At 71.5% G+C, this 19,021-nt stretch carries 21 protein-coding genes and 3 tRNA genes; 18 read left to right on the top strand and 6 right to left on the bottom strand.

The features are described 5' to 3' along the window. Nucleotides 1–3: 3 nt before the first annotated feature. The gene (gene edd / locus K8U61_RS20220) at nt 4–1,878 is read right to left on the bottom strand and encodes a phosphogluconate dehydratase (RefSeq protein WP_224124868.1); all 1,875 of its coding nucleotides are present in this window, start codon (nt 1,876–1,878) and stop codon (nt 4–6) included. After that, on the bottom strand, nt 1,875–3,371 hold the full coding sequence (gene zwf / locus K8U61_RS20225) for a glucose-6-phosphate dehydrogenase (RefSeq protein ID WP_224124869.1): 1,497 nt from the start codon (nt 3,369–3,371) through the stop codon (nt 1,875–1,877). The genes edd and zwf overlap by 4 nt, the downstream gene beginning before the upstream one ends. An 88-nt stretch (nt 3,372–3,459) precedes the next feature. On the opposite strand from zwf, the gene K8U61_RS20230 reads away from it, so the two are divergent. From K8U61_RS20230 to rpmG, 6 genes are all read left to right on the top strand, one after another. After that, nucleotides 3,460–4,689: an ROK family protein gene (locus K8U61_RS20230; protein WP_224124870.1), complete on the top strand. Its 1,230-nt coding sequence runs from the start codon at nt 3,460–3,462 to the stop codon at nt 4,687–4,689. Between the two features lie 50 nt (nt 4,690–4,739). Further along, on the top strand, nt 4,740–5,120 hold the full coding sequence (locus K8U61_RS20235) for a DoxX family protein (RefSeq protein WP_224124871.1): 381 nt from the start codon (nt 4,740–4,742) through the stop codon (nt 5,118–5,120). After that, entirely contained in the window at nt 5,120–6,517 is a 1,398-nt protein-coding gene (locus K8U61_RS20240; RefSeq protein ID WP_224124872.1) for an amidase, read from the top strand. The genes K8U61_RS20235 and K8U61_RS20240 overlap by 1 nt, the downstream gene beginning before the upstream one ends. Before the next feature lie 74 nt (nt 6,518–6,591). Beyond that, nucleotides 6,592–6,664: transfer RNA gene (locus K8U61_RS20245), tRNA-Thr, on the top strand. A gap of 73 nt (nt 6,665–6,737) precedes the next feature. Next, nucleotides 6,738–6,814 (top strand) — tRNA-Met (locus K8U61_RS20250). Between the two features lie 41 nt (nt 6,815–6,855). After that, nucleotides 6,856–7,026, top strand: a complete 171-nt coding sequence (gene rpmG / locus K8U61_RS20255; RefSeq protein ID WP_224124873.1) for a 50S ribosomal protein L33 — start codon at nt 6,856–6,858, stop codon at nt 7,024–7,026. 61 nt (nt 7,027–7,087) lie between these two features. On the opposite strand, the gene K8U61_RS20260 is transcribed toward rpmG, so the two are convergent. Next, nucleotides 7,088–8,041, bottom strand: coding sequence for a hypothetical protein (locus tag K8U61_RS20260; RefSeq protein WP_224124874.1), 954 nt, complete (start codon nt 8,039–8,041; stop codon nt 7,088–7,090). A 20-nt stretch (nt 8,042–8,061) separates the two neighbouring features. On the opposite strand from K8U61_RS20260, the gene K8U61_RS20265 reads away from it, so the two are divergent. The 3 genes from K8U61_RS20265 to K8U61_RS20275 are packed head-to-tail and all read left to right on the top strand — an operon-like array spanning nt 8,062 to nt 9,843. Beyond that, a complete protein-coding gene (locus K8U61_RS20265; protein ID WP_224124875.1) occupies nt 8,062–8,463 on the top strand; it encodes an FAS1-like dehydratase domain-containing protein in 402 nt (133 codons plus the stop codon). Further along, entirely contained in the window at nt 8,460–8,834 is a 375-nt protein-coding gene (locus K8U61_RS20270) for a MaoC/PaaZ C-terminal domain-containing protein (RefSeq protein ID WP_224124876.1), read from the top strand. Before K8U61_RS20265 ends, K8U61_RS20270 begins: the two co-directional genes overlap by 4 nt. Further along, nucleotides 8,827–9,843, top strand: coding sequence for a UDP-N-acetylmuramate dehydrogenase (locus K8U61_RS20275; RefSeq protein WP_224124877.1), 1,017 nt, complete (start codon nt 8,827–8,829; stop codon nt 9,841–9,843). The genes K8U61_RS20270 and K8U61_RS20275 overlap by 8 nt, the downstream gene beginning before the upstream one ends. 7 nt (nt 9,844–9,850) lie before the next feature. Here K8U61_RS20275 and K8U61_RS20280 read toward each other — a convergent pair whose 3' ends face one another. From K8U61_RS20280 to K8U61_RS20290, 3 genes are read right to left on the bottom strand one after another with little or no spacing between them, the layout of a single operon-like run. Continuing rightward, complete coding sequence (locus tag K8U61_RS20280) at nt 9,851–10,354, bottom strand: DUF4190 domain-containing protein (RefSeq protein ID WP_224124878.1); 504 nt, start codon at nt 10,352–10,354, stop codon at nt 9,851–9,853. 12 nt (nt 10,355–10,366) lie between these two features. Next, nucleotides 10,367–11,392: an adenosine deaminase gene (locus K8U61_RS20285; RefSeq protein WP_224124879.1), complete on the bottom strand. Its 1,026-nt coding sequence runs from the start codon at nt 11,390–11,392 to the stop codon at nt 10,367–10,369. A 13-nt stretch (nt 11,393–11,405) separates the two neighbouring features. Continuing rightward, nucleotides 11,406–12,698 (bottom strand): aspartate aminotransferase type Ic, encoded by a 1,293-nt coding sequence (locus tag K8U61_RS20290; protein ID WP_224124880.1) that lies wholly within the window; start codon nt 12,696–12,698, stop codon nt 11,406–11,408. Nucleotides 12,699–12,834: 136 nt separating this feature from the next. Between K8U61_RS20290 and K8U61_RS20295 the strand changes: the two genes are divergently transcribed. The 9 genes from K8U61_RS20295 (at nt 12,835) to K8U61_RS20335 (ending at nt 19,017) form a co-directional block, all read left to right on the top strand. Continuing rightward, nucleotides 12,835–12,907, top strand: a tRNA-Trp gene (locus K8U61_RS20295). 57 nt (nt 12,908–12,964) lie between these two features. Beyond that, nucleotides 12,965–13,201 (top strand): preprotein translocase subunit SecE, encoded by a 237-nt coding sequence (gene secE / locus K8U61_RS20300; protein WP_224124881.1) that lies wholly within the window; start codon nt 12,965–12,967, stop codon nt 13,199–13,201. Nucleotides 13,202–13,239: 38 nt separating this feature from the next. Then, a complete protein-coding gene (gene nusG / locus K8U61_RS20305) occupies nt 13,240–14,115 on the top strand; it encodes a transcription termination/antitermination protein NusG (RefSeq protein ID WP_224124882.1) in 876 nt (291 codons plus the stop codon). A gap of 236 nt (nt 14,116–14,351) precedes the next feature. Beyond that, nucleotides 14,352–14,780 carry a 50S ribosomal protein L11 gene (rplK, locus tag K8U61_RS20310; RefSeq protein ID WP_224124883.1) on the top strand — a complete coding sequence of 143 codons (429 nt, stop codon included), beginning with the start codon at nt 14,352–14,354 and terminating at the stop codon, nt 14,778–14,780. A gap of 60 nt (nt 14,781–14,840) precedes the next feature. Further along, entirely contained in the window at nt 14,841–15,563 is a 723-nt protein-coding gene (rplA, locus tag K8U61_RS20315; protein ID WP_224124884.1) for a 50S ribosomal protein L1, read from the top strand. Nucleotides 15,564–15,852: 289 nt separating this feature from the next. Further along, a complete protein-coding gene (rplJ, locus tag K8U61_RS20320) occupies nt 15,853–16,536 on the top strand; it encodes a 50S ribosomal protein L10 (protein WP_224124885.1) in 684 nt (227 codons plus the stop codon). Between the two features lie 81 nt (nt 16,537–16,617). Beyond that, nucleotides 16,618–17,013: a 50S ribosomal protein L7/L12 gene (gene rplL / locus K8U61_RS20325; protein WP_224124886.1), complete on the top strand. Its 396-nt coding sequence runs from the start codon at nt 16,618–16,620 to the stop codon at nt 17,011–17,013. 249 nt (nt 17,014–17,262) lie between these two features. After that, a complete protein-coding gene (locus K8U61_RS20330; protein ID WP_224124887.1) occupies nt 17,263–18,216 on the top strand; it encodes an ABC transporter ATP-binding protein in 954 nt (317 codons plus the stop codon). 15 nt (nt 18,217–18,231) lie between these two features. Then, nucleotides 18,232–19,017, top strand: a complete 786-nt coding sequence (locus tag K8U61_RS20335; RefSeq protein ID WP_224124888.1) for an MlaE family ABC transporter permease — start codon at nt 18,232–18,234, stop codon at nt 19,015–19,017. The last annotated feature ends 4 nt before the right edge of the window (nt 19,018–19,021 follow it).

The following is a 19,021-nucleotide window of genomic DNA, read 5'->3' on the forward strand; positions in this document are numbered from 1 at the left end:
GCATCAAGCAGGCTGGACAACTCGCACCTCCTGGCCCGGGGCGGTGATGCCCGGGAAGACGCTGGCGCCGGTGTCGGCCGACCCGACGGTGGCTCGGAACGCCGCGAAGAGCTCGCGGCCGGTGCCGGCCCACTCGCCGCCCTGGGGCGCCCGGCCGGTGATCGGCCGCGCCTGGAGCTCGTCGTGGTCGACCTGCAGGTCGAGCAGCCCGGTGGTGGCGTCGACGGTGACGAGGTCGCCGTCCTGCACCCGCGACAGCGGCCCGCCGAGCGCGGCCTCCGGGGTGACGTGGATGGCGGCCGGGACCTTGCCCGACGCGCCGGACATCCGCCCGTCGGTGACGATCGCGACCCGCTGCCCGCGGTCCTGCAGGACGCCGAGGGCCGGGGTCAGCTTGTGCAGCTCGGGCATGCCGTTGGCGGCCGGGCCCTGGTAGCGGATCACGGCGACGAAGTCGCGGCCGTCGAGCGAGCCGGCCGCGAAGGCCTCGAGGAAGTCGTGCTGGTCGTCGAAGACCAGCGCCGGCGCCGAGACGAAGCGGTGCTCCGGCTTCACCGCCGAGGTCTTGATGACCGCGCGGCCCAGCGGGCCGGTGAGCAGCTGCAGGCCGCCGTCGGGAGTGAAGGGGTCCTCGGCCGGCCGCAGCACGTCGTGGTCGAGGGAGGCCTTGGGTCCCTCCTCCCACGTGAGGTCGTCGCCGCGCAGCACCGGCTCCTGCGTGTAGCGCCACAGTCCGTGCCCGACGACGGTCTGCACGTCGTCGTGGAGCAGGCCCGCGCGCAGCAGCGTGTGCACGAGGAAGGCGATGCCGCCGGCGGCGTGGAAGTGGTTCACGTCCGCCTCGCCGTTGGGGTACATCCGGCTGACCAGCGGCACCACGGCCGACAGGTCGGACAGGTCGTCCCAGGTCAGCGTGATCCCGGCGGCCCGCGCGATCGCGACGAGGTGCATGGTGTGGTTGGTCGACCCGCCGCTGGCGAGCAGCGCCACGCAGGCGTTGACGATCGCCTTCTCGTCGACGATCTCGCCGATTGGAGTCGGTTCGCCGCCCTGCCGGGTGAGCTCGGTGACGCGGCGACCGGCTGCCTTCGTCAGGGCCTCGCGCAGCGGGGTGCCCGGGTTGACGAACGAGGAGCCCGGCAGGTGCAGGCCGAGCACCTCCATCAGCAGCTGGTTGGAGTTGGCGGTTCCGTAGAAGGTGCAGGTGCCGGCTGAGTGGTACGACGCCGCCTCGGCCTCGAGCAGCTCCTCGCGGCCGACCTTGCCCTCGGCGTACAGCTGGCGGACCTTGGCCTTCTCGGAGTTCGGCAGCCCCGAGGTCATCGGACCGGCCGGGACGAAGACCGTCGGCAGGTGACCGAAGGACAGGGCGCCGATGAGCAGGCCCGGCGTGATCTTGTCGCAGACGCCGAGCATCAGAACGCCGTCGAACATGTCGTGCGACAGCGCGATCGCTGCCGACATCGCGATCACGTCGCGGCTGTAGAGCGAGAGCTGCATGCCGTCGCGGCCCTGGGTGATCCCGTCGCACATCGCGGGCACGCCGCCGGCGAACTGCGCGATGCCGCCCGCCCGGATGACCGCCTTCTTCAGGGTCTCCGGGTAGTCGCGGTAGGGCTGGTGCGCCGAGAGCATGTCGTTGTACGACGACACGATCGCGACGTTCGGCTTCACGGTGCCGATCAGCGCGCGCTTGCCCTCGGGCTCGGCGGCCGCGAAGCCGTGGGCCAGGTTGGCGCAGGCGAGCCGGCCGCGGGCGGGACCCGTCTCGGCGGCGGCGTGGATCCGGCGGAGGTACTCGGCGCGGGAGTCGGCGCTGCGCTCGGCGATGCGGGCGGTGACGTCGGCGACGACGCGGTGGATCCGGCTGCTGGTCACTGGTCGGTCTCCTGCCAGGTACGGCCGTCCCGCTCGAGGAGCGTGGCGGCGGCGGTCGGTCCGGTGGTGCCGGCGGGGTAGCGCTTCGGACGCTCGGAGCTCGAGGCCCAGCGCCGCAGGATCGGCTCGGTCCAGGTCCAGGCGGCCTCGACCTCGTCGCGGCGCATGAAGAGGGTCGGATTGCCCTTCATGACGTCCATGAGCAGCCGCTCGTAGGCGTCGGGCAGCCGGGCGTCGAACGCGGTGGCGTAGCTGAGGTCCAAGGAGACCGGCCGGAGGCGGTAGCCCCCGGGCCCGGGCTCCTTGGCGGTGAGGTGCAGGCGCATGCCCTCGTCGGGCTGGACCAGGATGTGCAGCCGGTTCGGCGCGGTGACGCCCTCGGCCCCGGGGAACATCGAGTGCGGCGGCTCCTTGAAGACCACCACGATCTCGGAGACCCGTCGGTCCATCCTCTTGCCGGTGCGCAGGTAGAACGGCACCCCGGCCCAACGCCAGTTCTGCACCTCGGTCTTGAGGGCCACGAAGGTCTCGGTGCGCGACCCCGCGTGGCCCAGGTCGTCGGCGTACGACGGCACCGGCTCGCCGTCGACGAGCCCGGCCTCGTAGCGACCGCGGACGGTGTCGGTGTCGACGTCGGCCGGCGACATCGGCCGCAGCGCCTGGAGGACCTTCACCTTCTCGTCGCGCACGGTCTCGCGGCCGACGTACGTCGGGGGCTCCATCGCGACCAGGCAGAGCAGCTGCAGCAGGTGGTTCTGCACCATGTCGCGCAACGCGCCGGCGTGGTCGTAGTAGGCGCCGCGCCCGCCGACGCCGACGGTCTCGGCCACGGTGATCTGCACGTGGTCGACCCAGTGGGAGTTCCAGAGCGGCTCGAGGAAGGTGTTGGCGAAGCGCGTGACCAGGAGGTTCTGGACGCTCTCCTTGCCCAGGTAGTGGTCGATCCGGAAGATCTGGTGCTCCGCGAAGACCTGGCCGACCGCGTCGTTGACCTCGCGGGCGGACTCGAGGTCGTGGCCGATCGGCTTCTCCAGCACGACGCGGGCGCGGTCGTCGACGACGCCGATCTCGTCGAGGCGGCGGCAGAAGGCGCCGAAGAGCGCCGGTGCGACGGCGAGGTAGAAGACGCGGACCGCCTCCTCCGGGTGCGGTCGGTCCTTGAGCAGGCTGTGGAAGCGGTCCCAGTCGCCGGGCTCGTTCGCGTCCAGCCGGAGGTGGAAGAGGCGGGCGAGGAAGCGGTCGACGGCCCCGTCGTAGAGGTCGGTCGGGTCGACGTGCTCGACGAGCGCGGCGCGGACCGCGGACCTCCAGCCGGCGTCGTCGAGGTCGGACATCGAGACGCCGAGGATGCGGTGGTCGGCGGGCAGCTGACCCTCGAGGTCACGGTGGTAGAGGGCCGGCAGCAGCTTGCGCAGAGCGAGGTCGCCCGTGCCCCCGAAGACGGTGAAGTCGCACCGGTCGGGGAGCGCGTGTGTGCCGGGGTTCGGATCCATGTCGTCCACGGTAGAAACCTCTTCGGCTCATCGCAAGCACAACTAAGGTTTTTTCAGGATCAAAGTAGACGGGTTTATGCTCTCCGCCGTGACCGAGACCTCGACGCGCCGGGCCGGCGTGCGGCCCGAGCCGCGCGAGAGCGCCGCCCCGGCGACCGCGGGCGAGCTGCTCGAGCTGGTCCGCGCCGGTCGGGCGAGCACCCGCTCCCAGCTGCGCGCCCTCACCGGGCTGTCCCGCACCGCGATCACCACCCGGGTCAGCTCGCTGACGTCCTCGGGCCTGCTGCTCCTCGGCGAGGAGCTCGCCTCCACCGGAGGCCGGCCCCCGGGCGCGCTCGTCTTCAACCACGAGGCCGGCGTGGTGCTGGCCATCGCGATCGGTCGCTCGCGCAGCCAGCTGGCCGTCTGCGACCTCGACGGCGGCGAGCTCGCCGCCGACTCGCGCGACCACGAGGTCGGCGTCGGGCCCGACGAGCTGATGCCGCAGATCGCCGACCGGCTCTCCGTCCTCCTCGGCAGCGTGCTGCCGGGGCTGGGCGATCCGCCGGTGCTCGGCATCGGACTCAGCCTTCCCGGCACCCTCGACCTGGTCCGCGGCCTGTCGATCGGCTCGCCGGTGATGTCCGGCTGGGACGGCGTCGAGCTCGCGTCCTACCTCGAGGGCGCCGCCAAGGCGCCGCTCTTCGTGGGCAACGACGCGGACGTGCTCGCCCGGTCCGAGCAGCTCGGCGGCGCGGGCACCCTCGACGACGTCCTCGTCGTCAAGGCCTCCACCGGCCTCGGCCTCGGCATCATCGCCGAGGGCCGTGTGCTCAGCGGCCACCTCGGCGCCGCCGGCGAGATCGGCCACACCAAGGTCGAGGCGGCCGCCGGGCTCGCCTGCCGGTGCGGTGCGACCGGCTGCCTGGAGACGCTCGCGGGCGGCTGGGCGCTGGTCGCCAAGGCGCGCGAGGCCGGCCACGAGGTCAGCCACGTCCGCGACCTCGTCGCGCTCGCGCTGCAGGGCGACCCGACCGCCCGGGGGCTGCTGCGCGACAGCGGTCGCGAGCTGGGCGAGGTGCTCGCCGTCGCGATCAACCTGCTCAACCCCGCCGCCGTCGTCATCGGCGGAGACATGGCCGCCGCCTTCGACTTCCACGTCGCCGGCGTCCGCGAGAGCGTCTACGCCCGGGCCGCGCCGCTGGCGACCCGCGACCTCCAGTTCCTGCCCGCCACCCACGGGGACCGTGCCGGCGTGGTCGGCTGCGCCGCCCTCGCCCTCGACCACGTGCTCGCGCCCGTGGCCGTCGACGCCCGCCTGGCGGCCGCCCAATCCTGAGCCCAGTCCTGAGCCCGGGTCCGGAGCGGCGCCCTGACTAGTCTTCGGGCGTGGACGCGAACGTCTGGCTCTGGATCCTCGCCGGCTTCCTCGCCCTGATCTTCCTGGGCACCGGCATCCTCAAGCTCACCCGCACCCGGGACGAGATCGTCGAGCAGGGCCTGGCCTGGGCCGAGGACTACCCCGAGTCGACCTTGCGCTGGCTCGGCTGGGCGGAGGTCCTCGGGGCGGTCGGGGTCGTCCTGCCCCCGTCCGTGGGCCTCGGCATCGTCGTGCCGGTGACCGCCGTCGCCCTCGGGCTGCTCATGGTCGGCGCGCTGGTCGTGCACGTGCGCCGCCGCGAGCTCCTCCCGGACGCCCTGCGCACCCTCGCACTGATCGCGATGTGCGCCGTCCTCGCCGGCTACCGCTTCGGGCCCGAGGCGTTCTGATGCGCGTCCACGCCTACGGCGACGACGCCCTCGGCGACCTCGACGCGGTCGGGCTGGTCGAGGAGATCCAGGAGGGCCGGGTCGCGATCCCCGAGGTGATCGAGGCGGCCATCGCCCGTACCGAGCAGGTGCGCGACGAGCTCGGCGCGGTCGCGTACGTCGCCTACGACCGCGCCCGGGTCGAGGCCCGGGACCCGCGCGGCGGCTACTTCGCCGGCGTCCCGACCTTCCTCAAGGACAACGTCGACGTCGCCGGGATGCCCACCCAGCAGGGCTGCGACGCCTACCGCGGCCACTCGCTGGAGCGCGACGGCGACGTCGCCCGGATGTTCCTCGCCACCGGCCTGGTGCCGCTCGGCAAGACCCAGCTCTCGGAGTTCGGCTTCAGCCCGTCGGCCGAGCACCCGCGGCTCGGCCCGGTCCGGTCGCCGTGGGACCCGGCGCGCACCGCCGGCGCCTCCTCGGCCGGTACGGCGGCGCTCGTCGCCGCCGGCGCGGTCCCGCTCGCCCACGGCAACGACGGCGGCGGCTCGATCCGCATCCCCGCGGCCGTCAACGGGCTCGTCGGCCTCAAGCCGACCCGCGACCGGCTCGCCCAGGACAAGCTCAACCGGCAGATGCCGATCCGGATCGTCTCCGACGGCGTGCTGACCCGCTCGGTGCGCGACACCGCAGCCTTCCTGCGCGAGTCCGAGCGCGTCTACCGGGCGCTGCGGCTCCCGCCGATCGGGGACGTCACGCGGCCCTCGCGCACCCGCCTGCGGGTCGCCGTCCACACCGAGGGCATCGGCCGCGGCGCCGACCCCGAGGTGGTCGATCTCACCCTCAAGACCGCACGCCTGCTCGAGGAGCTCGGCCACCGCGTCGACGTCGTCCCGCACCCGGCGCCGGCGTCCGTGCCCGACGACTTCCTCCTCTACTGGGCGATGCTCGCCGCGACGATCGTGCGCGGCGGCCGCCGGCTCGCCGGCCCGACCTGGGACCGCGGTCGCCTCGACCAGCTGACCCTCGGCCTCGACCGCCACTGCCGCAGCAACCTGCGGCGCCTCCCGGGCGCGATGCGCCGGCTGCGCGCCCTGCCCCGCGCCTCCGCCGAGTTCCACCGCACGTACGACGTCGTCCTGGCGCCGACGTTGGCCCTGCCCACGCCGCTGGTCGGGCACCTCGACCCGACCCAGGACTTCGAGACCGTGATGGAGCGGATCCTGGCCTGGGTGGCTTTCACGCCGTGGCAGAACGCGACCGGCGATCCGGCGGTCTCGCTGCCCCTCGCGACGACCGCTGCGGGGCTGCCGCAGGGGATGATGCTGTCGGCCGGAGCCGGCCGTGAGGCGACCCTCCTGGAGCTCTCCTACGAGCTCGAGGAGGCGTCTCCGTGGCCCCGGATCACGGCCTGATCAGGGGCCCGGAAGAGGGGTGCGGATCCCGATTTCGCGATCCCCGTGACCCGTGTGTAGTGTTCTCCGTCGTTGCCCCTTTAGCTCAGTCGGCAGAGCGTCTCCATGGTAAGGAGAAGGTCTACGGTTCGATTCCGTAAAGGGGCTCTGGGAGAGGCGTAGGCGCGATCCGGGCCAGTTGCTAGATTTGACTGGCCTGATCGCGACGCCGAGCCCTTGTGGCGGGGTAGCTCAGGCGGTTAGAGCACACGACTCATAATCGTGGTGTCGCGGGTTCGAGTCCCGCTCCCGCTACCAGACCGACCGAGCGACACCCAGTACCGACCGAAGGACTTCCCGTGGCCAGCAAGAGCAGCGACGTTCGCCCGAAGATCACTCTCGCCTGCGTGGAGTGCAAGGAGCGCAACTACATCACCAAGAAGAACCGTCGGAACGACCCCGACCGGCTCGAGATGATGAAGTTCTGCCCCCGCGACCGCAAGCACACGCTGCACCGCGAGACCCGCTGATCGCTCAGCACCGCAGACACCCGTCGGCCCGGCAGAGACTCTCTGCCGGGTCGGCGTCATTTCAGACCGTGCACGCGGGTCGGTCCCAGCTGTGGACGTCCGAGACGTCCAGCCGCACCAGGGTCGGTACGACGGGCCGCCCGCCCTCGCGCTGGTAGCGCCGGCTCCCCGACTCGCTGACCACCCACATGCCGTTCCTCCCGGCGGGCGCCATGCCTTCGGCGCCCGGCACCACCCCCCGGCGCCAGGAGGGCCCGACCAGGATCCCGCACCGGGTGTGCGACCGGGTGAGCCAGAGCCCCGGCTCCTCCTCGCCCAGACGGCCCCAGTACGCGCCCTGCGTGTTCGGTGGCAGCACCACGTGCTCGCGGACGTCGCCCCGGCCGATGACGGCCGACGAGCCGGCCAGCAGCGCCTTCGGGTCCAGCCAGTCCAGCCAGCCCCGGCGCGCCGTACGGAAGGCGCCGATGCCGAGCCGGCCCCGGTCGTCGACGACCGCGAACGAGCCCCGGATGCCGTCCGCGAGCACCCACCGGCGCTCCACGGTGAGGGTGTCGGGGTCCAGCAGCCACAGCTTGCCGGCCTCGGCCAGCCACAGGCCGTGCGACTCGATCGTGACGCCACCCGCGTGCCGGCAGCTCACCACCTCGCCGTCGACCGTGACGCCGCGCAGCACGGTCCGGTCCAGCTCGTGCCCGGTCCGGAGGTCCAGCCGGATCACCGTGCACCACAGATGGCCGTCGGGGGCGTCGCCGTCGAACCCGCTCACCCACGCCGTGCGCCCGCGCACGGCCACGCCCTGCGGCACGAAGCCCGCCCCCGCCGCGCGCAGCCACACCCCGGCGCACGCCGCATGGTCGTTGGCGAACCGGTCGAGGCCGCCCTCGATGTACGCCGGCGCCCGCCCGGCCACCGTCGTGGGCCGCAGCGGGCCGCACCCGGTCCGCTTGCTCGTCGTCCGCGCCGGGGCGTCATCGACGTCCGTGCAGCCGCCCGCCAGCAGGACCAGTGCCACCGCGGCGATAAGTTGGCGGCATGCCAGTCGACCAGAGTCTCGTCGGCCGGTCCTTCCCACCCACGCGACCCTATGTCGTGGTGGAGGAGAAGGTCCGCGAGTTCGTCGCCGCCACGGGGGGTGAGTACGCCGGGGGAGCGGCGCCCGCCACGTTCCCGATCGTGCTCGCCTTCGACGCGATGAACGCCTTCCTCGAGGCCGAGTCGATCGACCTCTTCCGGATCGTGCACGGCGAGCAGAAGTTCGCCTACGAGCGGCCGGTCGTCCCCGGCGACGTGCTCACCGCGACGCTCACCGTCGCGAGCCTGCGGCAGATCGCCGGCAACGACATCATCGGCACGGTCAGCGAGGTCACCGACGAGGCCGGCGCGCTCGTGTGCACGACCAGCGCGACCCTCGTCCACCGGGGGGTCGAGGCATGACGCTCGAGACGCGGACCTACGCCGTCACCCGGGCCGACCTGGTGACCTACGCCGCGGCCAGCGGCGACCCCAACCCGATCCACCAGGACGAGGAGGTCGCGCGCAGCGTCGGCCTGCCCGGCGTCATCGCGCACGGCATGCTCACGATGGCGCTCGCGGCCCGTGCGGTCGAGAGCTGGTTCCCCGGCGCCGAGGTCGTCAGCTTCGGCTGCAAGTTCACCAACCCGGTCGTCGTACCGGCCGACGGCGCCGCCGAGATCGAGGTGGCCGGCGAGGCGTCGGAGGAGGACGGCCTCACCACCGTGAAGCTGACCGTCACGTGCGCGGGTCAGAAGGTGCTGGGCATGCCGAAGGCGGTCGTGCGTGCCTGAGCTGCGCGACCGCACCACGCTGCGGCTCGGCGGACCGGCCGACGAGTGGGTCACGGTGACGACCGAGGACGACCTGGTCGCCGCGTTCGACACCGACCTGCCGGTCCTCGTCCTCGGTGGGGGCAGCAACCTCGTCGTCGCCGACGAGGGCTTCCGCGGACGGGTGGTCGAGATCGCCACCCGCGGCATTGCCGCCGACGTCGACGCCGCCGACGACCCGACCTGCGGCGGCGCGATGGTCACCGTCGCCGCCGGCGAGACCTGGGACGACCTCGTCGCGACGGCCGTCGAGCGCGGCTGGGTGGGCATCGAGGCCCTCTCGGGCATCCCCGGGTCCGTCGGCGCCACCCCGATCCAGAACGTCGGCGCCTACGGCCAGGAGGTCAGCCAGACGATCGCCCAGGTGCGGGTCTGGGACCGGGTCCTCCAGGGCGTCCGCACCTTCGCCAACGCCGACTGCCGGTTCGGCTACCGGACCTCGCGCTTCAAGGCTGACCCGGGCCGGCACGTCGTCCTCTCGGTGACCTTCCAGCTCCGCCAGGGCGACCTCGGCGCCCCGGTCGCGTACGCCGAGCTCGCCCGCACCCTCGACGTCGAGCTCGGCCGCCGCGCGCCGCTCGCCGACGTACGCCGCGCCGTCCTCGCCCTGCGCGCCGGCAAGGGCATGGTCCTCGACCCCGCCGACCACGACACGTGGAGCGCCGGCTCCTTCTTCACCAACCCGGTCGTCGACCCCGCCGTCGTGCCCGAGGGTGCACCCGCGTGGCCGCAGCCCGACGGGCAGGTGAAGACCAGCGCGGCCTGGCTCATCGAGCACGCCGGCTTCGCCAGGGGCCACGGCACCGACCGCGCGGCGCTGTCGGGCAAGCACACCCTCGCGCTCACCAACCGCGGCACCGCGACGACCGCGGACCTCCTCGCGCTCGCGCGGGAGGTCCGCGACGGGGTCGAGGCCAGGTTCGGGATCCGGCTCGTCAACGAGCCGGTCCTCGTGGGCTGCGAGCTCTAGGAGCCGCTCAGTAGGTGGAGTCGTCGAAGGCGCCGTTGGTCGCCGCGATGATGAGGACGACCACCAGGGCGATGGCGAGCACCAGCAGGATCGTGCCGATGATGCCGAGGATGAAGCCCGCCTGCGCGTAGCCACGGCCGCCGAGCGTGCCCTGCGACCGGTCGATCCGCTTCATCGAGATCCGGCCCATGACGAGCGCGGCCGGCGCACCGAGCAGGCCGATGCCGTAGCCGCACATGAGCACCAGCGACACGATGCCGATCACCATGGAGGCGATGCCGAGGCCGTCGTTCTGGGGCGCCTGGCCGTGCGGGGTGTAGCCGTAGGGCTGCTGGTACGGCTGCTGGTAGGGCTGCTGGTAGGGCTGGCCGTACGGCTGCTGGTAGGGCTGCTGCTGGTAGGGCGGCGGCGCGCCGTACGGCGGCGGGGTGGGCTGCTGGGGCTGGCTGGGCTGGCCGTAGGGGTTGGTGTCGTCCTGGCCGCCGTAGGGGTTGTCCGGACCCGTCGTCATGGGGTCATCCTGTCAGGCCGCGTCGGGCGAGGTCGCCAGCCAGGCGTCGATGTCGGCGAGCACCGCGCGGCGCACGTCCTCGGGAGCCCGCGAGGCCCGCACCGACATCCGGGCCAGCTCGGCGAGCTGGTCGTCGGTCAGGTCGTGCGCGGCGCGCATGGTGGCGTACTGGCCCGCCAGCCGGGAGCCGAAGAGCAGCGGGTCGTCGGCGCCGAGCGCCACCGTCGCGCCGGCCGCGAGCAGCTGCGGGAGCGGCACCGAGGTGAGGTCGGAGTAGACGCCGAGCGCGACGTTGGAGACCGGGCAGACCTCGAGGGCGACGCCGGCCTGCACGATCCGGTCGAGCAGCTCGGGGTCCTCGGCCGCGCGGACGCCGTGCCCGAGTCGCTCGGCGTGCAGCGCGTCGAGGCAGACCCGGATGTGCTCGGGTCCGCGCAGCTCGCCGCCGTGCGGCACGAGGGTCAGGCCGGCGCGCTCGGCGATGGTGAAGGCCGGCGCGAAGTCGGCGGTGGTGCCGCGACGCTCGTCGTTGGACAGGCCGAAGCCGACCACCCCGCGCTCGGCGTACTGGCTGGCGAGCCGGGCCAGGGTGCGCGCGTCGAGCGGGTGGCGGGTGCGGTTGGCGGCGATGACGACCGCCATCCCGAGGCCGGTGGTGGCCGACGCCTGCGCGACCGCGTCGAGGACGAGGTCGGTGAAGGCGGTGATGCCGCCGAAGCGCGCGCCGTAGCCGCTCGGGTCGACCTGGATCTCCAGCCAGCGGCCTCCGTCGCGCACGTCGTCCTCGGCGACCTCGCGCACGAGCCGGCGGATGTCGTCCTCGGTGCGCAGCACCGACCGGGCGACGTCGTAGAGCCGCTGGAAGCGGAACCAGCCCTTCTCGTCGGCGGCCGACAGCTTCGGCGGCCACTCGGTGACCAGCTGGTCGGGCAGCGCGATGCCGTCGCGCTCGGCGAGCTCGAGCAGCGTCTGGTGGCGCATCGCGCCCGTGAAGTGCAGGTGCAGGTGCGCTTTGGGCAGCTCGTGGAGGTCACGCATCGCGGGCGGCTGCTCAGGCGAGCAGCTGCTCCGCGGCGGCGAGCAGGACACAGGTCGTGACCGCCTCCATCGCGCCGGTGACCTCGCTGAGGACCGGGAACGACGGCGCGAGCCGGATGTTCGTGTTGTCCGGGTCGTCGCGGTAGGGGAAGGCCGACCCCGCCGGCGTCAGCGCGACGCCCGCGCCCTTGGCCAGCTCGATCACCCGGCTGGCGGTGCCGGGCAGCACGTCGAGGCTGACGAAGTAGCCGCCCCGCGGGTGGGTCCAGGTCGCGATGCCGAGCCCGCCGAGCTGCTCGGTGAGGATCCGCTCGACCTCGGCGAACTTCGGCGCGAGCAGCGCGCGGTGCTTGTCCATGTGGTCCCGGACGCCCTGCGGGGTCCCGAAGAACTCCAGGTGCCGCAGGTGGTTGACCTTGTCCGGGCCGATGGAGCCCAGACCGAGGTTGTCGTGGAACCAGGTCACGGTCTCGCGCGAGCCGCCGACGAACGCGACGCCGGCGCCGGCGTACGTGATCTTCGAGGTGGACGCGAAGAGCACCGGGCGGTGCGGGTGACCGGAGACCGCGGCCAGCGAGACGATGTCCGCCGACTTCGTCTCCTCCGGCGTCAGGTGGTGCAGGGCGTAGGCGTTGTCCCAGAAGATCTTGAAGTCCGGCGCCGCGGTCGGCATCGACGCGAGTCGCTCGGCCACCTCCTGGGTGGTGACCTGCCCGGTGGGGTTGGCGTACGTCGGGACCAGCCACATGCCCTTGATCGACGCGTCGTTCGCGACCAGGGCGGCGACCGCGTCGGCGTCGGGGCCGTCGTCGGTCATCGGGACGGGGACCATCTCGATGCCGAACCACTCGAGCAGCGTGAAGTGGCGGTCGTAGCCGGGCACCGGGCAGACGAAGCGGACCTTCTCCTCCTGGCCCCACGGGCGCTCGGAGTCGACGCCGCCCTTGAGCCACAGGTAGGAGAGCACGTCCTTCATGAGCGTCAGGCTCGAGGTGCCCTGCGCGGAGAGCTGCTCGACCTCGAGGCCGAGCAGCTCGGCGAACATCGCGCGCAGCGCGGTCACGCCGGCCAGGCCGCCGTAGTTGCGCGAGTCCACACCGTCGGGCGTGGTGGTCGTGGTCGGCAGGGCGAGCAGGCCGTCGGCGAGGTCGAGCTGCTCCGCCGAGGGCTTGCCCCGGGTCAGGTCGAGCTTCAGGCCGGAGGCCACCAGCTCGTCGTAGGCCGCCTGCTGGGTGTCGCGGAAGGACTCCAGCTCGCTGCGGGACCGCTCGGTCAGGGGGAGGGACAGGGGCTGCTGCTCGCTCACGGCTCCATCGTGTCAGAGTCCCGTCGGCCGTCGGTTAGGCGGCCCACCCAGGCACCCCCTATGCTTGACCCACCGGTGAGATATCAGGCTGCTTTGCCATGCCCACGTGTGGCGCAGCAGTCCGGGACCGCACCGAAGGGCACTAGCTCAACTGGCAGAGCATCGGTCTCCAAAACCGAAGGTTGGGGGTTCAAGTCCCTCGTGCCCTGCAGGGATCGACAGCAACACCGATACACATCCAGCAACAACGAGGAGAGGTGGAGGACGTGCCGGACAGCAAGGCAGTCCAGGGGTCGCGCGGGGGGTCCGCCCACAAGCGCACCAGCATCCCCACCTTCTACCGCCAGGTCGTCGCAGAGCTCCGCAAGGTGGTCTACCCGACCCAGGAGCAGCTGATCACCTACTTCATCGTGGTGATGGTCTTCGTGATCTTCCTGATGACGTTCGTGTCGCTGCTCGACCTGGGCTTCGGCAAGCTGATCTTCGCGATCTTCGCCGGCTGAAGCAGCCCCCAGCACAACCCGACCTGATGGAGCAGTACGTGTCTGAGCAGGAGTACGACTCGGTGGACACCGAGGAGACGGCCGCGACCGAGCCGAGCCTCGAGGACCAGTACGGCGAGCCGAACGACGGCCCCGAGGTCGAGGACGACCCGCGTCTGGACGCCGAGCCGACCGGCGAGGACAGCGACGACGAGATGGGCCTCGACGACCACGTCGCCGACGGCACCAGCCTGGACCTCTCCGAGGCCGAGGGCGACCCGGCTCCCGGCGAGGACGGTCTCGACGACGACGACCCGCTCGAGGCGTTCCGCCGCGAGCTGTGGGCCAAGCCCGGCGACTGGTTCGTCGTGCACACCTACTCCGGCATGGAGAACCGGGTGAAGTCGAACCTCGAGAACCGCATCATCTCCCTCAACATGGAGGACTACATCCACGAGATCGTGGTCCCCACCGAGGAGGTCGCGGAGATCAAGAACGGCCAGCGCAAGATGGTCAAGCGCACCGTTCTCCCCGGCTACGTCCTGGTCCGCATGGACCTCACCGACGAGTCCTGGGCCGCGGTCCGCCACACCCCGTCCGTGACCGGCTTCGTCGGTCACAGCCACCAGCCGGTGCCGCTGTCGATGTCCGAGGTCGAGAGCATGCTCGCCCCGGCCGTCGTCGCCCGCGCCGAGGCCGAGGCCGCCGCCGCCGGCACCCCCGCCGCCGCGTCCGCCGCCGCCGCGAAGAAGCCCGTCGAGGTCGCCGACTTCGACGTCTCCGACTCCGTCATGGTGGTCGACGGCCCGTTCGCGACGCTGCACGCGACGATCACCGAGATCAACGCCGAGTCGCAGCGCGTCAAGGCCCTCGTCGAGATCTTCGGCCGCGAGACGCCCGTGGAGCTGAGCTTCAGCCAGATCCAGAAGGTCTGAGCCCGTGCCCGGAGCTTGCTCCGGGCACGACAGGCGAAGAGATTGAGGAGCGCTCGGCTCGACCGCACGGAGTGCGGGCGAGCGACGCGTCTCGAAATCCGGGAGATCCGGATTTCGCGGATGAGCGAGCGCGCCGCACAATAGATAGGTTGCCCGGCCCCGGTCGTGGCAGCAGCAGGTGGCAGAGACGTACGACGTACGCCTCGTCATGACCACGAGACAGAAAGAGAAGCACCATGCCTCCCAAGAAGAAGATCGCCGCACTCGTCAAGGTGCAGCTCCAGGCCGGCGCCGCGACGCCCGCCCCGCCGGTCGGTACCGCCCTCGGTCCGCACGGCGTGAACATCATGGAGTTCTGCAAGGCGTACAACGCCCAGACCGAGTCCATGCGCGGCAACGTGATCCCCGTCGAGATCACCATCTTCGAGGACCGCACCTTCACCTTCATCACGAAGACCCCGCCGGCCGCGGAGCTCATCAAGAAGGCCGCCGGCCTGCAGAAGGGCTCGGGCGTCCCGCACAAGGAGAAGGTCGGCAAGCTGACCAAGGACCAGGTCCGCGAGATCGCTCAGACCAAGCTGCCCGACCTCAACGCGAACGACATCGAGGCGGCCATGAAGATCGTCGAGGGCACCGCCCGCTCGATGGGCGTCACCACCGACTGAAACCGTGGGAGGGCCGCGCTGGCCCGCTAACCACATCTTTCGAAGAGAAACGAGAAGCTCATGCAGCGCAGCAAGACCTACCGCGCGGCGTCCGAGACGTTCGACAAGAACGAGCTCTACGCCCCGCTGGCCGCGATCAAGATCGCGAAGACCACCTCCAAGAAGAAGTTCGACGAGACCGTCGACGTCGTCATGCGCCTGGGTGTCGACCCGCGCAAGGCCGACCAGATGGTCCGCGGCACCGTCAACCTCCCGCACGGCACCGGCAAGACGGCTCGCGTCCTCGTGTTCGCGAACGCCGACAAGGCCGAGGCCGCCCGTGAGGCCGGCGCCGACGTCGTCGGTGGCGACGAGCTCATCGACAAGGTCGCCGGTGGCTGGCTCGACTTCGACGCCGTCGTCGCGACCCCCGACATGATGGGCAAGGTCGGCCGCCTCGGCCGCGTGCTCGGCCCCCGTGGCCTCATGCCGAACCCGAAGACCGGCACCGTGACGCCGGACGTGGCCAAGGCCGTGTCCGACATCAAGGGCGGCAAGATCGAGTTCCGCGTCGACCGCCACGCCAACCTGCACTTCATCATCGGCAAGGCCTCGTTCGACGAGGTCCAGCTCGCGGAGAACTACGCGGCGGCGCTCGAGGAGATCCTGCGACTCAAGCCGGCCAGCTCCAAGGGCCGCTACGTCAAGAAGATCACCGTCTCGACGACCATGGGCCCCGGCGTCCAGGTCGACCCCAACCGCACCCGCAACATCGCGGTCGAGGACGAGGCTGCCTCCGCCTGACGCACGCACGTCGTACGACGCCCCGGTCCGCCCAGCGGTCCGGGGCGTCGTCAATTTGTCTCCGTCGTACGACGCGCCGTACTGTTCTCCACGAAACCAAAGACCGCCGGTTGTCCGGCTGTGCTCTCTCACCGAGAGCGTGCAGCCTGACCGAAGGTTCCGCGAGTGTTGCGGACGGCCCGCGTAGGTGACAGAGCACGAAGTTCCCTTCACGCCCTGAGCCTGCGCTCGGGGCGTTCGTCGCATCTGGCGGCTCCTCCTTCCGGTGGTCACCACCGGAAGGAGACCCATGGCGCGGGCTGACAAGCAGGCGGCCGTCGCGGAGATCGTTGAGTCCTTCAACGAGTCCGCCGGTGCCGTGCTCACCGAGTACCGCGGTCTCACCGTGAAGCAGCTGCAGGACCTGCGGCGCTCCCTCGGCGAGAACGCCAACTACGCCGTGGTCAAGAACACGCTGGCCAAGATCGCCGCCTCCGAGGCGGGCATCTCGGGCTTCGACGACCTGCTGACCGGCCCGACCGCGATCGCCTTCATCAACGGCGACGTCGTCGAGGCGGCCAAGGGTCTGCGTGACTTTGCCAAGGCGAACCCCACCCTGGTCATCAAGGGTGGCGTCCTGGACGGCAAGCCCCTCGACGCGAGCGAGATCGCCAAGCTGGCGGACCTCGAGTCGCGTGAGGTGCTCCTGGGCAAGCTGGCCGGCGCGATGCTCGCGTCGCTCAGCCAGGCCGTCTACCTGCTCAACGCCCCGCTCGCCCAGGCCGCCCGCCTCGCGGGTGCGCTCCAGGCGAAGGCCGAGCAGGACCCCTCGATCCTCGCAGGTGGTGCCGGCACGCCGGTCGCCGCCGAGGAGGCCCCGGCTGCGGAGGCTGACGCCCCCGCCGACGAGGCCCCCGCCGACGAGGCCCCGGCTGCGGAGGCTGACGCCCCCGCCGCGGAGGCCTCCGACGAGGGCGAAGCCACCGAGGCCTGATCCAGGCCCGGTACACCACCACCTGAAACCCGGCCCGGCCGCCGACGCGGCCCGGGCCACCGAATGGAAGGAAACGCCACCATGGCGAAGCTCAGCACCGACGAGCTCCTCGACGCGTTCAAGGAGATGACGCTGATCGAGCTCAGCGAGTTCGTGAAGCAGTTCGAGGACACCTTCGGCGTCACCGCCGCTGCCCCGGTTGCCGTTGCGGCCGCCCCGGCCGCGGGCGGCGCTGCCGCCGGCGGCGGCGACGACGCTGCCGCCCAGGACGAGTTCGACGTCATCCTGGAGTCGGCCGGCGACAAGAAGATCAACGTCATCAAGGAGGTGCGCGGCCTCACCTCGCTCGGTCTGAAGGAGGCCAAGGACCTCGTCGAGTCCGCTCCGAAGGCCATCCTCGAGAAGGTCAACAAGGAGGCCGCGGACAAGGCCAAGGAGGCCCTCGAGGGCGCCGGCGCCACCGTCACCGTCAAGTGACGTTCGCAGCTCTCTAGCTGTTCGCAGCTCCTCACGAGGGGCGGCCACCCACCCGGGTGGCCGCCCCTCGTCGCATTCCGGGCGACGTCCGCAAGTCCGGCCCAGGCCGGGGGGGTAGCCGCCGTCACACGGGGAAGGAAACTCGCGCGTAACTTCGCCGGCCGGGCCCCGTTGGACCCGGTCAGGGAGATGGGGGAGTGGTCCGGGTGCGCTGCGACGCGCAGCGACGAGGAGGGAGAGGGCGGCACCATGGGTGTGGAGATCCAGATCGACAACCTGAGCAAGTCCTTCGGCAAGCAGCTGATCTGGGGCAACGTCACCCTGACGGTTCCCGCGGGCGAGGTCTCGGTGATGCTCGGCCCGTCCGGTACCGGCAAGTCGGTGCTGCTGAAGACGCTGATCGGTCTGCTCAAGCCCGACGAGGGCTCGGTCGTCATCGAGGGGACCGACATCGCCACCTGCTCGGAGAAGGACCTCTACGAGATCCGCAAGCTCTTCGGCGTCCTCTTCCAGGACGGCGCGATGTTCGGCTCGATGAACCTCTACGACAACGTCGCCTTCCCGCTGCGCGAGCACACCAAGAAGTCCGAGTCCGAGATCCGCGACATCGTCATGGAGAAGATGGACCTGGTCGGTCTCCTCGGCGCCGAGGACAAGCTCCCCGGTGAGATCTCCGGCGGCATGCGCAAGCGCGCCGGCCTGGCACGCGCGCTGGTCCTCGACCCCGAGATCGTGCTGTTCGACGAGCCGGACTCCGGCCTCGACCCCGTGCGTACGGCGTTCCTCAACCAGCTCATCGTCGACCTCAACGCCCAGATCGACGCGACCTTCCTCATCGTCACCCACGACATCAACACCGCGCGCACGGTCCCGGACAACATCGGCCTGCTCTACCACAAGCACCTCGCGATGTTCGGTCCCCGCGAGATGCTGCTGTCCTCCGAGGAGCCCGTCGTGCGGCAGTTCCTCAACGCCCAGCGCGTCGGCCCGATCGGCATGTCCGAGGAGAAGGACGCCGACGAGCTGGAGGCGGAGAAGGACCAGGAGATGCCGCCGCTCCCGCCGATCCCGATGCAGCTCGAGCCGTCCAACGGCATCCCGCGCCGCAGCCAGCGTCCCGCCGGCGAGTGGTGTCGGGAGCACGGCGTGACCCCGCCGCCGGGCTCGTTCGACGGCAACATGTCCATGGCGACCGGCGGCTGACCGGGATCGCGTGACATGTCCTCACTGACCGCGAGCCGGGTGCTCGCGCCGGTCGGGACCGCCGGCAAGCTCTTCGCCTTCGGTCTCGACGTCGGGCGCGGCCTGTTCCGGCGACCCTTCCAGCTGCGGGAGTTCCTGCAGCAGGCGTGGTTCATCGCCTCGGTCACGATCATCCCGACCGCGCTCGTCGCCATCCCCTTCGGCGCCGTCATCGCGCTCCAGGTGGGTGGCCTGATCAAGCAGTTCGGCGCGCAGTCCTTCACCGGCTCGGCCGCCGTCCTCGCGGTCGTGCGCGAGGCGGGCCCGATCGCGACCTCCCTGCTGATCGCCGGCGCGGGCGGCTCCGCGATCGCCGCGGACCTCGGCGCGCGCAAGATCCGCGAGGAGCTCGACGCGATGATGGTGCTGGGCATCGATCCGATCCAGCGCCTGGTCGTGCCGCGCGTGCTCGCGTGCATGCTGGTCGCGGTCTTCCTCAACGGTCTGGTCAGCGTCGTCGGCGTCGCCGGGGGCTACGTCTTCAACGTCGTCCTGCAGGACGGCACCCCAGGCGCCTACATATCCAGCTTCACCGCGCTCGCCCAGCTGCCCGACCTCTGGCAGGGCATGGTCAAGGCGCTGGTGTTCGGCCTGATCGCGGCCATCGTCGCCTCCTACAAGGGCATGAACGCCGCCGGTGGTCCGAAGGGCGTCGGCGACGCGGTCAACGAGTCCGTCGTCATCACCTTCATGCTGCTGTTCCTCGTCAACTTCGTGATGAGCGCGATCTACCTGCAGCTCGTCCCACCGAAGACCGGTTAGGGGG

Source organism: Nocardioides mangrovi (assembly GCF_020073815.1).
GTDB lineage: Bacteria > Actinomycetota > Actinomycetes > Propionibacteriales > Nocardioidaceae > Nocardioides > Nocardioides mangrovi.